17 protein-coding genes are annotated in these 13,882 nt (G+C 70.7%); 14 read left to right on the forward strand and 3 right to left on the reverse strand.

The annotated features are described in order from the left end of the window. The first annotated feature begins 118 nt into the window (after positions 1–118). The 7 genes from MR1_RS19435 (at position 119) to MR1_RS11645 (ending at position 3,766) form a co-directional block, all read left to right on the forward strand. On the forward strand, positions 119–217 hold the full coding sequence (locus tag MR1_RS19435; protein ID WP_003792170.1) for a 30S ribosomal protein bS22: 99 nt from the start codon (positions 119–121) through the stop codon (positions 215–217). A gap of 120 nt (positions 218–337) precedes the next feature. Beyond that, positions 338–640, forward strand: coding sequence for a rhodanese-like domain-containing protein (locus tag MR1_RS11620; RefSeq protein WP_067246680.1), 303 nt, complete (start codon positions 338–340; stop codon positions 638–640). Beyond that, on the forward strand, positions 637–912 hold the full coding sequence (locus MR1_RS11625; RefSeq protein ID WP_067246683.1) for a glutaredoxin family protein: 276 nt from the start codon (positions 637–639) through the stop codon (positions 910–912). Before MR1_RS11620 ends, MR1_RS11625 begins: the two co-directional genes overlap by 4 nt. Further along, complete coding sequence (locus tag MR1_RS11630) at positions 909–1,211, forward strand: Dabb family protein (protein ID WP_067246686.1); 303 nt, start codon at positions 909–911, stop codon at positions 1,209–1,211. The genes MR1_RS11625 and MR1_RS11630 overlap by 4 nt, the downstream gene beginning before the upstream one ends. A 149-nt stretch (positions 1,212–1,360) precedes the next feature. After that, positions 1,361–2,188, forward strand: a complete 828-nt coding sequence (locus tag MR1_RS11635; protein WP_067246689.1) for a basic amino acid ABC transporter substrate-binding protein — start codon at positions 1,361–1,363, stop codon at positions 2,186–2,188. Between the two features lie 34 nt (positions 2,189–2,222). Next, positions 2,223–3,014, forward strand: a complete 792-nt coding sequence (locus MR1_RS11640; protein WP_067246692.1) for an amino acid ABC transporter permease — start codon at positions 2,223–2,225, stop codon at positions 3,012–3,014. Further along, positions 3,011–3,766, forward strand: a complete 756-nt coding sequence (locus tag MR1_RS11645) for an amino acid ABC transporter ATP-binding protein (RefSeq protein WP_067246695.1) — start codon at positions 3,011–3,013, stop codon at positions 3,764–3,766. The genes MR1_RS11640 and MR1_RS11645 overlap by 4 nt, the downstream gene beginning before the upstream one ends. A gap of 57 nt (positions 3,767–3,823) precedes the next feature. Here MR1_RS11645 and MR1_RS11650 read toward each other — a convergent pair whose 3' ends face one another. Continuing rightward, positions 3,824–4,006: a YegP family protein gene (locus MR1_RS11650; protein ID WP_067246698.1), complete on the reverse strand. Its 183-nt coding sequence runs from the start codon at positions 4,004–4,006 to the stop codon at positions 3,824–3,826. Between the two features lie 219 nt (positions 4,007–4,225). On the opposite strand from MR1_RS11650, the gene MR1_RS11655 reads away from it, so the two are divergent. Both MR1_RS11655 and MR1_RS11660 read left to right on the forward strand, forming a co-directional pair. Beyond that, positions 4,226–5,542 carry an alpha/beta hydrolase gene (locus tag MR1_RS11655; RefSeq protein WP_067246701.1) on the forward strand — a complete coding sequence of 439 codons (1,317 nt, stop codon included), beginning with the start codon at positions 4,226–4,228 and terminating at the stop codon, positions 5,540–5,542. Positions 5,543–5,615: 73 nt separating this feature from the next. After that, positions 5,616–8,132 (forward strand): bifunctional lysylphosphatidylglycerol flippase/synthetase MprF, encoded by a 2,517-nt coding sequence (locus tag MR1_RS11660; protein WP_067246704.1) that lies wholly within the window; start codon positions 5,616–5,618, stop codon positions 8,130–8,132. Between the two features lie 192 nt (positions 8,133–8,324). Here MR1_RS11660 and MR1_RS11665 read toward each other — a convergent pair whose 3' ends face one another. Together MR1_RS11665 and aspS are read right to left on the reverse strand one after the other, a co-directional pair. Then, on the reverse strand, positions 8,325–8,843 hold the full coding sequence (locus tag MR1_RS11665) for a GNAT family N-acetyltransferase (protein WP_067246708.1): 519 nt from the start codon (positions 8,841–8,843) through the stop codon (positions 8,325–8,327). Positions 8,844–8,973: 130 nt separating this feature from the next. Next, complete coding sequence (gene aspS / locus MR1_RS11670) at positions 8,974–10,749, reverse strand: aspartate--tRNA ligase (protein WP_067246739.1); 1,776 nt, start codon at positions 10,747–10,749, stop codon at positions 8,974–8,976. A 179-nt stretch (positions 10,750–10,928) separates the two neighbouring features. On the opposite strand from aspS, the gene MR1_RS11675 reads away from it, so the two are divergent. The 5 genes from MR1_RS11675 (at position 10,929) to MR1_RS11695 (ending at position 13,832) form a co-directional block, all read left to right on the forward strand. Then, positions 10,929–11,333: a DUF5684 domain-containing protein gene (locus MR1_RS11675; RefSeq protein ID WP_174522535.1), complete on the forward strand. Its 405-nt coding sequence runs from the start codon at positions 10,929–10,931 to the stop codon at positions 11,331–11,333. A gap of 4 nt (positions 11,334–11,337) precedes the next feature. Further along, positions 11,338–11,976 carry a histidine phosphatase family protein gene (locus MR1_RS11680; RefSeq protein ID WP_067246710.1) on the forward strand — a complete coding sequence of 213 codons (639 nt, stop codon included), beginning with the start codon at positions 11,338–11,340 and terminating at the stop codon, positions 11,974–11,976. A 67-nt stretch (positions 11,977–12,043) separates the two neighbouring features. Continuing rightward, positions 12,044–12,520 (forward strand): DUF2975 domain-containing protein, encoded by a 477-nt coding sequence (locus MR1_RS11685; RefSeq protein WP_067246714.1) that lies wholly within the window; start codon positions 12,044–12,046, stop codon positions 12,518–12,520. Beyond that, entirely contained in the window at positions 12,520–12,753 is a 234-nt protein-coding gene (locus MR1_RS11690; protein ID WP_067246718.1) for a helix-turn-helix domain-containing protein, read from the forward strand. Before MR1_RS11685 ends, MR1_RS11690 begins: the two co-directional genes overlap by 1 nt. Before the next feature lie 47 nt (positions 12,754–12,800). Continuing rightward, a complete protein-coding gene (locus tag MR1_RS11695) occupies positions 12,801–13,832 on the forward strand; it encodes a DUF368 domain-containing protein (protein ID WP_067246722.1) in 1,032 nt (343 codons plus the stop codon). Positions 13,833–13,882 lie beyond the last annotated feature (50 nt).

Consider the following 13,882-nt stretch of genomic DNA (forward strand, 5'->3'; position numbering starts at 1 on the left):
ACCGTCCCCGCGCCGGCGCTCGTCGCCGCATAGGCTAGGATGGTCCGAGGCATTTTTCCGTGCCCGATCCCGGGTGTCGTCCGCATCGACGCCCAGCCCCTGACATAGTGAGGTTTCCGTGGGTTCTGTCATCAAGAAGCGCCGCAAGCGCATGGCGAAGAAGAAGCACCGCAAGCTGCTTCGCAAGACTCGCCACCAGCGCCGCAACAAGAAGTAAGCGGCACACAGGTAGCGATACCGCCACTGAGCGCCCCCGACGGCTCCGCCGTTCGCCGGGGCGCTTCGTGTGTCCGGGGGCGTCGGAGCCGGCCGCGCACGGGTCTGCGAGAATCGCAGCATGAAGACGATCACGACGGCCGAGCTCGCAGACCGGCTCCAGGAGCCGCTCATCGACGTCCGCGAACGCGACGAGTTCGCCCAGGGGCACATCCCCGGGGCGGTCAACATCCCGATGTCCGAGCTGCGGGACCGTCAGCACGAGCTCCCCGACGGCGCCATGAACGTGGTCTGCCTCGCGGGCGGGCGCTCGGCACGCGTCGTCCAGGCGCTCGAGGCCGAGGGCTACGACATGACCAATGTCGAGGGCGGCACCCAGCAGTGGGTCGCGGAGGGGCGCGAGCTGGAGCACCCGACCGCATGATCCGCGTCGACCTGATCGGCAAGCCGGACTGCCATCTCTGCGAGGTCGCCTCGGACGTGATCGACGTCGTCGTCGCGGACCTCCCCGACGCTCTGGCCGAGAGCATCGAGATCACCGAGCGCTCGATCCTCGACGACAAGGCCCTGTACGACGAGTGGTGGGAGAAGATCCCGGTCGTGCTCATCGACGGCGAGCTGCACGCGCACTGGCGTGTGGCGCCGGACCGGCTTCGGGACGCCCTGACCCTGCGCGCCGAGGAGGCGGCCTCATGACCCTGCGGCACGTCGTGATGTGGCGGATGGCCGCCGAGGATCCGCGGCAGCGCGCCGGGCACGCCGCGGAGGGCGCGCGCCTGCTCGCCGCCCTGGAAGGTGTGATCCCGGAGATCCAGTCCCTCTCCGCCGGACCGAACGCGGCCTATCCGGAGGAGAACTGGGACCTGGTGCTCGTGGCGGACTTCGCCGACCAGGCCGCCCTGGAGCGCTACCAGGTGCACCCCGCGCACCAGGAGGTCGTCGCGTACATCCGTTCCGTGGTCGGCGCGCGCGCCGCCGTCGACATCGCCCTCTGAGCGCCCGGCCGGGTCGCGACCGGTTCCGCAACACGATCGTGACCCGCCCGGCTGGGACCGGGGTTCGTGGACACGGATCCTCCGTGTCAAGATGGCATGCACCCCACCCGCACGGGCGGCGATCCCGTCCCTCGACATAGGAGTCGGAAATGTCTCGTCGAACCCCTCTTCTGCTCGGTCTCGCCTTCGCCGCGGCCGCGTCCCTCACCCTCGCCGGCTGCGCGGGCTCCGGCGACGCCCCCTCCGAGGACCCCGGCGGCACCCCCGCGGCCGGCGACGACTACGGCCTGGTCACGGCCGGGACGCTCACGGTGTGCTCGGACGTGCCGTACCCGCCCTTCGAGGTCGAGGACCCCAGCGCCGAGACGGGATACTCCGGCTTCGACATCGATCTTCTCGGCGCCATCGCCGAGAAGCTGGGCCTGAAGCTCTCCGTGCAGGACGTCGGCTTCGACGCCCTGCAGTCCGGGGTGACCCTGGTCTCCGGCACCTGCGACGTCGGCGCGTCCGCCATGACCATCACCGACGAGCGCAAGGCGAACATCGACTTCTCCGACCCGTACTACGACTCGCTCCAGTCGCTCCTCGTGCGCAGCGACTCCGGGATCAAGAGCATCAAGGACCTCGACGGGAAGAACGTCGGCGTCCAGCAGGGCACGACCGGCGAGTCCTACGCGACCGAGAACGCGCCGGGCGCCCAGCTCGTGCAGTACCCCTCGGACGGCGAGCTCTGGCCGGCCATCCAGGCGGGGCAGATCGACGCCATCCTCCAGGACCAGCCCGTCAACCTCGAGCACGAGAAGGCCGACAAGTCGTACAAGATCGTCGAGACCTACAACACCGACGAGCAGTACGGCTTCGCCTTCGCGAAGGGGGAGAAGGAAGCGCTGCTGACCGCCGTCAACGCGGCGCTCAAGGAGCTGCGCGACAGCGGCGAGTACCAGACCATCTACGACTCGTACTTCACGGCGGAGTGAGCGGCCGGGTCGAGACGGACGAGGGTCTTTGACGATGGCGTTGAAACGGACCACCAGAGCGCGGCTGTACCGCCTCGTGATGTACGTGATCTTCTTCGCGGCGATCGCGGGCATCGCGCTCTCGATCAACTGGGGGAAGGCCATCCCCCAGTTCTTCAACCTGGAGGTCGCGGCGAAGCTCTTCCCCGGGATCATCACGGTGGGGCTGCGCAACACGATCCTGTTCACCATCATCGCGTTCACCGGCGGACTGCTGCTGGGCATCCTCTTCGCGCTGATGAAGCTGTCCAGCATCGGGCTGTTCCGCTGGTTCGCCACGGCGTGGATCGAGTTGTTCCGCGGGCTCCCCGCGCTGCTCACGATCTTCTCGGTCGCGTTCATCGTGCCGGTGGTGTTCGGCTGGAAGGTGCCAGGAGGGCCGGTCGGGGCCGGACTGCTGGGCCTCATGCTGGTGGCCTCGGCGTACATCGCCGAGGTGATCCGCGCCGGCATCCAGGCGGTGCCGAAGGGGCAGACCGAGGCGGCGCGCTCCCTGGGCATGTCGCCGCTGAAGACGATGTTCTGGATCATCCTCCCGCAGGGCTTCCGGATCATCATCCCGCCGATGACGAACGAGCTGGTGCTGCTGCTGAAGGACACGTCCCTCGTCTTCATCGCGGGAACCTTCATCTGGTCGAAGGAGCTCACCACGCTCGTGCGCGATGCGAACACCGCCAACGCCAACGCGACGCCTCTGATCGTCGGCGCGCTGCTGTACCTCGTCGTCACGATCCCGCTCACGCGGTACACGGCATGGCTGGAACGACGACTGGCGAGGGAACGATGAGCACGGACCTGATCGACGTCCAGGCGCCCGCGATCGATGTGCGCGGCCTGGTGAAGAGCTTCGGCGACAACGAGGTGCTGAAGGGCATCGACCTCACGGTCACCGCGGGGGAGGTCGTCTGCGTGATCGGGCCCTCCGGATCGGGGAAGTCGACGCTCCTTCGCTCGGTGAACCTGCTGGAGGAGCCGACGGCGGGCAGGATCTTCATCGAGGGGATCGACATCACCGATCCGGAGACGGACATCGACCGGGTGCGCACCCGGATCGGGATGGTGTTCCAGAGCTTCAACCTGTTCCCGCACATGACGGTCCTGGACAACCTGACCATCGCCCAGCGCCGGGTGAAGAAGCGGCCGAAGGCCGAGGCGGAACGGGTCGCGCACGAGATGCTCGGGCGCGTCGGCCTGGAGGAGAAGGCGGCCGCCTACCCGGGCCACCTCTCCGGCGGTCAGCAGCAGCGCGTGGCGATCGCCCGGGCGCTGTGCATGAACCCGGACATGATGCTGTTCGACGAGCCGACGTCGGCACTGGACCCGGAGCTGGTGGGGGAGGTGCTGCAGGTCATGCGCACCCTCGCCGACGAGGGGATGACCATGCTGGTGGTGACGCACGAGATGGGGTTCGCCCGCGAGGTCGGATCCCGGCTCATCTTCATGGCCGACGGGAACATCGTCGAGGAGGGCGATCCCCGCGAAGTGATGGCCAACCCGCGGAATCAGCGCACGAAGGACTTCCTCTCGCGCGTGCTCTGAGCCCGGACGACGAAGGGGGTACGGGATGTCCCGTACCCCCTTCGTGGCGCCGAGGGGTCAGCCGTCGACCTCGACGACCTCCGCGTCCGCGGCGTTGCGGCGCACCGAGTCGATGCCGTTCACCGCACCGGACTTGGAGGCGTAGCCCTCGCCGGTGGCGATCACCTCGCCGTTCCCCGCCTTCAGCCGGAACCGCCACTCGCCGTTGCTGCTCTGGTACAGCTCGAACTTGCCCGCCATCGTGCGTCCTCTCGGATCGGATCTCGGTCGGGCGGATCCCCGACTCTGGGCTCACGTTATCCAGCCGTCGGTGAGGAGGGGAAGAGCGCCCGGGGAGACCGTGCCCCCGCGCCGTCGGCCCGGCGGGATCGTGCGCCGCGCTGAACCGGCATATCGGTGGGTCGGGCAGGGCCGATACCATGACGACGAGTCCCGCCCCGGGACCGGAAGCGAGGTGCCATGCCCCCGTGGCTTCTGACGCTCGACGTCGTCGACGGCGTCGTGCCCTGGACCGTGTGGGGGATCACCGCGCTGGTCGTGGTCGTCCTCGTCGCGCGTCGTCCGACGAAGGGCTGGGCGCTGGCCACGGTCATCGGCGCCCTCACCGGCGCGATCCTCGCCACCGCCGCGCTCCTCGTGCTCCGCGCGAGCGGGATCCTGCCGGATCCGCTCCCGGCGGTCGTGGGCTGGGCGATCGGAGGACTCGCCGCGCTGGGGCTCGTCATCGTCTCGATCTTCTTCCGTCCCGCCTGGCGGCGCATCGTCGCGGTCGTCGCGGTGCTGCTGGTGCTGCTGTCCACCGCGGTCGGCGTGAACGCGGCGTTCGGCGTGGACCGCACTCTCGGAGACGTCCTGGGCGTCTCGACCCTCGACAAGGCCGACAGCCTTCCCGGCCCGGGACCCGAGCCCGTCGTGAGCCCGGCCGTTCCGCTGTACGAGAGCTGGACCCCGCCCGCGGACATGCCGGCCACGGGGCAGATCCTCGAGCTGTCCGGGGATCGCGCCATCCCGTCGACGGCGGGCTTCACGCCCCGTCCGGCCTCGATCTATCTGCCCCCGGCCGCCCGGGTCGCGCGGGAGGACATGCCGGCGCTGCCGTTCATGGTCCACATGATGGGAAAGCCGGGCGATCCCAATCCGAGCTTCATCAAAGACGCGATGGACGAGCTGGCGGCGAAGAACAAGGGCCTCGCCCCGATCGTGATCGTCGCCGATCAGCTCGGCGACCCGAACCAGAACCCTGCGTGCGTCGACTCCAAGGCGTACGGCGGGGTGGACACGTACTTCAACAAGGACATCGTCGAGTACGCCAAGGCGAACCTCAACATCCTCCAGGACCCCGCCTACTGGACCATCAGCGGCTACTCGAACGGCGGGGCGTGCGCGCAGGTGTGGGGCGCGGAGCATCCCGAGATCTGGGGCAACATCGTCAGCATCTCCGGCGAGGAGTTCCAGGGATCCGAGGAGGTGGACCAGGTGCTCGCCCAGGTGTTCGGCGGCGACAAGGCGGCCTACGAGGCGGCGAAGCCGGCCGCGGTGATGGCGAGGAACGCGGGGAGGTTCGCCGGCCACGCGGCGATCTTCACCGTCGGCACCGAGGACCCGCTGTACATCCCCCACGTGCGGGAGGCCGCCGCCACAGCGAAGGCCGCAGGCTTCGACACGACGCTGTTCGAGGTCCCGGGCGCCGACCACGTCCAGACGGGTCTGCGGCTGGGCATGCCCCTGGCCTACGGCGCCCTCTTCCCGCACATCGGTCTGGCTCCGCCGGGCTGATCCCGCCGTCGCCGGCCGGCTGATCCCGGTCCCGCCGGTTCGTCCCCTCCCGCCCCGCCGAGAAAGGCACACCATGTCGAGCACGGACTCCGCGTCCGCCGCCGCCGCCGCTGCGAAGCGTCCCTCCGGGGTCGTGCGGTACCTGCTCATCCACCCGTTCGCCGTCGCCCTGAGCGTGGTGCTGCTGGCGACGGGAATCGTGTTCGGCACGCTCTGGGGCCAGGCGCCGGTGGAGATGGCGGCGAGCCCGCTCACCACGCTCGACGGGCTGTGGTGGACCCCGGTGACGAGCCTGCTCATCCCGGACTCGGCCGTCGAGGCAGTGCTCACGATCGCCCTGATCCTCACGGTGATGGCGTACGCGGAGCGGCTGCTGGGCAGCATGCGCGCGGTGGTCCTGTTCTTCGTCACGGGCGTGCTCGGCGTCATCGCCGGCATCGGGTTCGAGCTCCTGCTGGGCCAGGGCGACCTGCTGTGGGGGCTGGAGCTCGAGGCCGGGTTCGTCCTGGACCCCGCGGTGGGCGTCGTGGGCGTGATCATGGCGGCCAGCGCCTTCGCGCCCGCGCTGTTCCGCCGCCGGATCCGCGTGATCGGGTTCGCCGTGCTGTTCATGTACGCCCTCTACGCCGGAGACGCGGACAGCGTGTACCGGCTCGTGTCGGCGGCGCTCGGGGTGCTGTGCGGCGTCCTCCTGGCCCGGGACCGCCCGCCGTCCGCCTGGCACCGCAGCTCCTACGGAGAGACGCGCACGATCATCGCGTCGATCGTGGCGGTGACCGGTCTCGGCCCGCTCATCGTGCTGCTCTCGGGTGTGCAGAGCGGTCCGCTCGCGAGCACCGTGGCCGGCTTCCAGGGCGTCGACAGCGATGAGATCTTCGAGCGCTGCGCGACGACCTACACCGCCGCCTGCGACACCGACGTGGCGCGCGCGCTGACCGACGGCCCTGGCGCCTTCCTGCTCAGCCTCATGCCGCTGCTGCTCAGCCTCCTGGCGGCGTGGGGACTGCGCCTGGGCCGCCGTGCCGCCTGGATGCTCGCGATCGCGGTCAATGCGGTGATCGCCGTCGTGACCGCGGTGGGACTGGGGGCCGGTCAGCTGCTCGACGAGAAGACGCGGGCCGTGCTCGGCGTCGAGGACGTCGTGTGGTCGGTGCTGGCCGTCCTGATCCCCGTCGCGGTGATCGTGCTGCTGCTCGTCACCCGCCACCGGTTCGCGGTGCGCGCGCCGAGGTCGGCCGTGCGGCGCTTCGCCGCGCTGGTCGGGGGCGCGTTCGTGATCCTCGCCGGCGGCTACGTCGCCGTCATGCTGGCGCTTCCCGACGACGCGTTCATGATCCCGGTCGCGCCCGGCGACGTCATCGTGGACGCCGTGCGCCGCTTCCTCCCCGCGGGTCTCCTGCAGCCGGTGCCGACCCCGGTCGCACCGCTGCAGGGCTTCCCGCTGATCGTGCACCAGTGGGTGGGCGTGCTGTTCTGGATCGTCTTCATCGGCGCCGTCCTGATGCTCTATCGCGCCACCGCCGCGCACCGCGACGCGGACGGCGAGGCGCGGTTCCGGGAGCTGTTGAAGAGCGGGGGCGGCGGGACGCTCGGATTCATGGGAACCTGGCCCGGCAACGACTACTGGTTCACCCCCGACGGGACGGGCGCCGTCGCCTACCGGGTCATCAACGGCGTGGCCCTGACCATGTCGGATCCCGTGGCCTCCGACGAGCACGCCGAGGCGACCATCCGCGGGTTCGTGGACCACTGCGACCGCCAGGGCTGGACGCCGGTGTTCTACAGCTTCCACGAGCAGCACCTGCCGGTGTTCCAGAGCTTCGGCTGGCAGTACATGTCCGTCGGGGAGGAGACCGTCGTCCCCCTCGCCGGGTTCGAGCTCACGGGCAAGCCCTGGGCGAAGGTCCGACAGGCGTACAACAAGGGCGAGCGGGAAGGGATCACCACGCTGTGGTCGACGTGGGACGATCTGCCCGCCGCCGTGGCCGCGGAGATCACGGCCCTCAGCGAGCAGTGGCTGTCCGAGAAGGAGCTGCCGGAGATGGGCTTCACCCTCGGCGGGGTGGAGGAGCTCAAGGATCCGGAGGTCGCGCTGTACCTGGCGTTCGGCAAGGACGGCGGTCTGCAGGCGATCACGAGCTGGCTGCCGAGCTGGCGGGACGGCCGGCTCACCGGCTGGACGATCGACTTCATGCGCCGCGGGGACGAGTCGATGTCCGGGATCATGGAGTTCGTCATCGCGTCCGCCGCCTTCCGGATGAAGGAGGACGGGGTGGAGGTGTTCAGCCTCTCGGGCGCGCCGCTGGCGGAGAAGCCGCTCGCACCGGGGGAGGAAGCGCCCGAGCCGACGGTGATGACGCGCCTGCTCGCGTGGCTCGGCAAGGTCCTGGAGCCGGCGTACGGGTTCACGTCCCTCTTCCGGTTCAAGAGCAAGTTCAACCCCGAGTACCACACGATCTACATGGCGTACGCGGATCCGGCCCAGCTCCCGACGATCGGCCTGGCGATCGGGAAGGCCTATCTGCCCGAGGTCTCGCCGAAGGAGTACCTGGCCCTGGCGAAGACGCTCACGCAGGACTCCTCGCACTGACCCGGGCCCCGTCCCGTCCCGTCCCCGTCCCGTCCCGTCCCCGTCCCCGTCCTGGGGATCGCGAAACCCCCTCTCCCCGTCGAGACCCCCTCCCACGAGCGTGTGCCGGAGGGGGTTTCGACGGGGAAAGGGGGTTTCAGCGTCGGACGACGTCAGGAGGCCGGGGGCGCGGTCAGGAGGTCGGGGGCGCGGTCAGGGGGTCGAGGGCACGGCCAGCTTGAAGCCGCGGTGCGAGCCGACGTAGCCGAGCCGCTCGTAGAAGCGGTGCGCGTCGACGCGGGCGGCGTCCGACGTGAGCTGCACCATCGCGGCGCCCAGCTGCGGCGCCGCCACGTCGCCGACCCAGCGCATCATCGCCGAGCCGACGCCGCCGGAGCGCTGGTCCGAGCGCACGCGGACCGCCTCCACGAGCAGGCGCGTCGCTCCGCGCCGTGACATGCCGGGGATCCGCGTGAGCTGGAACGTGCCCACGACCTCGCCGCCGGACTCGGCGACGAGCAGGTCGTTGCCGGGCTCCTCGAGGACGGCGACCAGCGCCCGTTCGTAGAGGTCGTGATCGTCCGGCGCGCCGACGTCGCCGCGGGCGGCGCTGATCGGGTCGTCGGCGAGCAGGGCGACGAGCGCGGGCGCATCGGCGCGGATCGCGCGTCGCAGCACGACGTCGCCGGATCGGGAGTCGAGGACCGTCGGGAGGGAAAGGGCGGACAGCATGATCCGATCATCGCAGGGCACCGGCGCCGTCGCTTCGTCCCCTGGGCCGCCGAAACCCCCCTTTCACGTCGAGACCCCCTCCGGCGCGCGTGCGCAGGAGGGGGTCTCGACGGGGAGAGGGGGTCTCGCGTCAGTCCTCGTCGGCATCCGGGTCGTGGTCGACTCCGGCCTCGGCGCGCTGCTCCGGGGTGATCGGCGCCGGCGCGGCCGTCAGCGGGTCGAAGCCGTTGCCCGTCTTGGGGAACGCGATGACGTCCCGGATCGACGGGGCGCCCGCGAGCAGGGAGACCGTGCGGTCCCAGCCGAAGGCGATGCCGCCGTGCGGCGGGGCGCCGAACTGGAACGCGTCCAGGAGGAAGCCGAACTTCTCCTGCGCCTCCTCGGCGCCGATCCCCATCACGTCGAACACGCGCTCCTGCACGTCCCGGCGGTGGATGCGGATCGATCCGCCGCCGATCTCGTTGCCGTTGCAGACGATGTCGTACGCGTACGCCAGCGCCTCGCCGGGCTGGGTGTCGAACCGATCCAGCCACTCCTCCTTGGGAGAGGTGAATGCGTGGTGCACGGCGGTCCAGGCGGAGTGGCCGAGGTCGACGTCCTCGGGGTCCTCGCCGGTCGGCTTGAACAGGGGCGCGTCGACGACCCACACGAACGCCCAGGCGTCGGGGTCGATCTGGCCGGTGCGGTGCGCGATCTCGACGCGGGCGGCACCCAGCAGCGCCTGGGCCTCGCGGGTCGGACCCGCGGCGAAGAACACCGCGTCGCCCGGCTGCGCGCCCGTGGCGGCGGCGAGGCCGTCGCGCTCGGCGTCGGACAGGTTCTTCGCGACCGGGCCGCCCAGCGTCCCGTCCTCGCCGAAGGTGACGTAGGCGAGCCCCTTGGCGCCGCGCGACTTCGCCCAGTCCTGCCAGGCGTCGAACTGCCGACGGGGGAGGGATGCCCCGCCCGGGTGGACGACCGCGCCGACGTACTCCTGCTGGAACACGCGGAACGTGGTGTCGGCGAAGTAGCCGGCCAGCTCGACGATCGGGTTGCCGAAGCGCAGGTCCGGCTTGTCGGATCCGTACAGGCGCATCGCGTCGGCGAACGTGATCCGATCGATGGGCGTGGGGATCTCGACGTCGATGAGGCGCCACAGCCGCTGGACGATCTCCTCGCCCAGCGCGATCACGTCCTCCTGGTCCACGAAGCTCATCTCGATGTCGAGCTGCGTGAACTCCGGCTGGCGGTCGGCGCGGAAGTCCTCGTCCCGGTAGCTCCGCGCGAGCTGGTAGTACCGCTCCATGCCCGCCACCATGAGGAGCTGCTTGAACAGCTGCGGCGACTGCGGCAGCGCGTACCAGCTGCCCGGGTTGAGGCGCGCGGGGACGAGGAAGTCGCGGGCGCCCTCGGGGGTCGAACGGGTGAGGGTGGGCGTCTCGATCTCGACGAAGTCGTGGCCGGCGAGCACCTCGCGGGCGGCGGCGTTGGCCTTCGAGCGCAGCCGGATCGCGGCCGCGGCGGACGGGCGGCGGAGGTCCAGGTAGCGGTGCTTGAGGCGCGCCTCCTCGCCGACCGTCTCGGTGCCCTCCAGGGCCGTGGAGACCTGGAAGGGCAGCGGGGCCGACTCGTTGAGGACCTCGACCTCGGCGGCGATGACCTCGATGTCGCCGGTGGGCAGGTTCGGGTTGGCGTTGCCCTCCGGGCGTTCGGAGACCTCCCCGGTGACCTTCAGCACGAACTCGCTGCGCAGCGGATGGGCGACGGACTCGTCGCGGATCACGACCTGGGCGATGCCGGACGCGTCCCGCAGATCGATGAAGGCGACGCCGCCGTGATCGCGACGACGATCGACCCAGCCGGTGAGGGTGACGGTCTGACCGATGTGCTCGGCTCGCAGCGAGCCGGCCGGGTGGGTGCGCAGCACGGAGGATTCCTCCTGATCCGGGGAAAAGATGAACCCCGCCATTCTACGGGCCGGGTCCGCCGCCGCCGTCCGGACGCCTGCTCGTCCCGTGGGTGCGCTCGCGTCCTCCCTCGTGCAGGAAGGGGCGTCGCTAGGATCGGAGCATCCGCGCGACGGCCGCGGCGTCACGGGAGGTCCTCATGCTGTCCACCATCGTCCCGCTCGCCGACGGCGGCGCAGACCTGATCTCCGATGTCTACGCGGGGCTGTTCTCCGGCACGACGTCTCTGCTCGCCCTCGCCTACTACGTGCTCGTCGTCATCGCGATGTGGCGGGTGTTCACGAAGGCGGGCTATCCCGGAATCCTCGCGCTGATCCCGATCGTGAACCTCGTCTTCCTCGTGAAGATCGCCGGGATGTCGGGGTGGTGGGCGCTGCTGTACCTCATCCCGCTGGTCAACATCGTCTTCGCGATCGTCGTGGCCGTGAAGCTCGGCGCGAACTTCGGCAAGGGCGGGGTGTTCTCCTTCTTCCTGCTCTGGCTGATCCCCTTCATCGGGTACTTCATCATCGGCTTCGGCAGCGCCCGCTACCAGAGGGCCTGACCGCGTGCCCGCCGAGCGTCTGCACCTCGTCCGCCACGGCGAGGTGCACAACCCGGCGCGCGTGCTCTACGGCCGTCTTCCCGGCTACCGTCTGAGCGAGGCCGGTCATCGGATGGCGCAGGCGGCTGCCGACCACGTCGCCGGGCTCGGTCGCCCGGTCCTGACGCTCCGCTGCTCGCCGCTGGAGCGCACCCAGGAGTCCGCCGCGCCGTTCGCGGAGGCCTTCGGGCTGCTTCCCGCTCTGGACGAGCGCCTCATCGAGCCGACCAACGTGTTCGAGGGGACGCAGATGCGCCGCGCGCTGCGCAACCCCGCGAACTGGCGGCATCTGCGCCGGCCCGCCGTCCCGAGCTGGGGCGAGCCGTACGTCTCGATCGTCGCCCGCATGCGCGCGGCGATGGACGAGGCCTGGGAGCAGGCATCGGTGCCGGACGCGCCGGACGGCGACATCGTGTTCGTGTCGCACCAGGCCCCGATCTGGATCACCCACCTCGCCGTGGCCGGGCGCCCGCTCCGGCACGACCCGCGGACGCGCCGGTGCGCGCTGTCCAGCGTGACCACCTTCGAACGCGACGGCGGGATCTGGCGGGAGATCGACTACGCCGAGCCTGCGGGAACCGGAGTCGATCTCGGGGCGGTCTGAGGCGCAGCCTTCTCCCAGGCATGCATCGTTTTTCGATAGTAGAGTATCGAAAAACGAGAGGATCGAGATGTCCAAGCCGGTCGTGTGGGCGCTCAAGGCGCTCCTGGTGCTCTTCTTCGTCATCTGCGTGCTCGCGCAGATCTGGGCCATCCCCTCGCTGGCGCGCGAGGTCGCCACGCACTTCCCCGGGACCGCGCACCTGGAGGTCGTCGGCATCGTCGGCGCCGTCGTCATGGTGCTCTGCGCCCAGGTCGTGCTCGTGTGCCTCTGGCGGCTGCTCAGCATGGCCGCCGCCGATCGGGTCTTCCAGGCGGCGTCGTTCCGCTGGGTGGACGCGGTGATCGTCAGCCTGGGTGTGTTCGCCCTGCTCAGCGCGGTGGCGTTCGTGCTGTCCGGCACCGTCGGGATCCTCGCACCGGGCCTGGTCCTCGTGCTGTCCGTCGCGATCTTCGGCTCGCTGGCCGCCATGCTCCTCGTCGTCGTGATGCGCGGGCTGCTCGTGAAGGCCACCCGGCTCGAGGGCGAGATGGCCGAGGTGGTCTGATGGCGATCGTGCTGAACCTCGACGTGGAGCTCGCCAAGCGGAAGATGAGCGTCACGCAGCTCGCCGAGGAGGTCGGGATCACGCCGGCCAACCTGTTCGTGCTCAAGAGCGGACGGGCCAAGGCGGTGCGCTTCACCACGCTGGACGCGATCTGTCGCGTGCTCGGCTGCCAGCCGGGCGACCTCCTCGCGTGGGAGCCGGATCCCGAGCCCGGCGCCGCGCGGGAGCGCTGAGGGCCGTCCGCAGGAGATCCCGAGGTGGCGCCGGTAGCGTGACCGGCATGCCGACGACTCCCGAGCCGCCGACTCCGTCCCTGCGCTCCGCCACCGCGCCGCAGGTGATCCTCAACCTCGTCCGAGGGGCGCTGATCGGCGCCGCCGAGCTCGTCCCCGGGATCTCCGGCGGGACGGTCGCCCTCATCACCGGGGTGTACGAGCGGCTGATCGCCTCGGTGTCGCATCTGATGTCCGCCATGACGCGGCTGGTGCGCGGCCCCGATCGTGCCGCGGGCGTCCGGGCGGAGCTCCGGCGCACGGACTGGTGGCTCGTCGGACCGGTGCTCGTCGGGATGGCCGCCATGGTCCTGACGCTGGCCGGCGTCGTCGAAGGACTGGTGTCCGCGAACCCGGTCGCGTCCCGAGGGCTGTTCTTCGGGCTGGTCGCCGCGAGCCTGATCGTGCCGCTGCGCATGGCATGGGCCTCGGCTCCGGACTCCGCCGATCCGCGCGACCGGGGCCCGGTGCGCCTCACGGACGTCGTCCTCTTCGTCCTCTCGGCGGTGGGCGCGTTCCTGCTGATCGGACTCGCGGAGGGCGAGACCCTGGCGGAGCCGCCGATGTGGCTCGTCTTCGCCGCGGCCGCGATCGCGGTCTGCGCCCTGGTGATCCCCGGCGTGTCCGGGTCCTTCTTCCTGCTCGCGATCGGGCTGTACTCGACGACGCTGCAGGCGCTCTCGTCCCGCGATCTCGGCTACATCGCGGTCTTCGCGGCCGGCGCGCTCGTGGGCCTCGTCACGATCGTGCGCGGCATGAGCTGGCTCCTGCGGCGTCACCGGCGAGCCACTCTCGTGGCGATGACGGGGCTGCTCGTGGGTTCGCTGCGTGCGCTGTGGCCGTGGCAGACCTCGCCCTCCGGGGACGCTGACGGCGTCGGCGTCCTCCTTCCGCCCGGAGGGGACATGCTGACGCCGGTCCTGCTCGCGCTGGCCGGCGCGGCGATCGTGGGGGCGATGATCCTGGTCGAGGACCGGCTGTCGCGGCGGTCCGGGATCCCGGCAGGGGTGGAGCAGGACGCCGCGCGTCCGGCGGTCTGAGCCCGCCGTCCGCACGGCGCCCGGACGTCGGCGCCCCGGCCCCGGCGCCC

The sequence above is a fragment of the Microbacterium resistens NBRC 103078 genome (assembly GCF_001552355.1).
Lineage (GTDB): Bacteria > Actinomycetota > Actinomycetes > Actinomycetales > Microbacteriaceae > Microbacterium > Microbacterium resistens.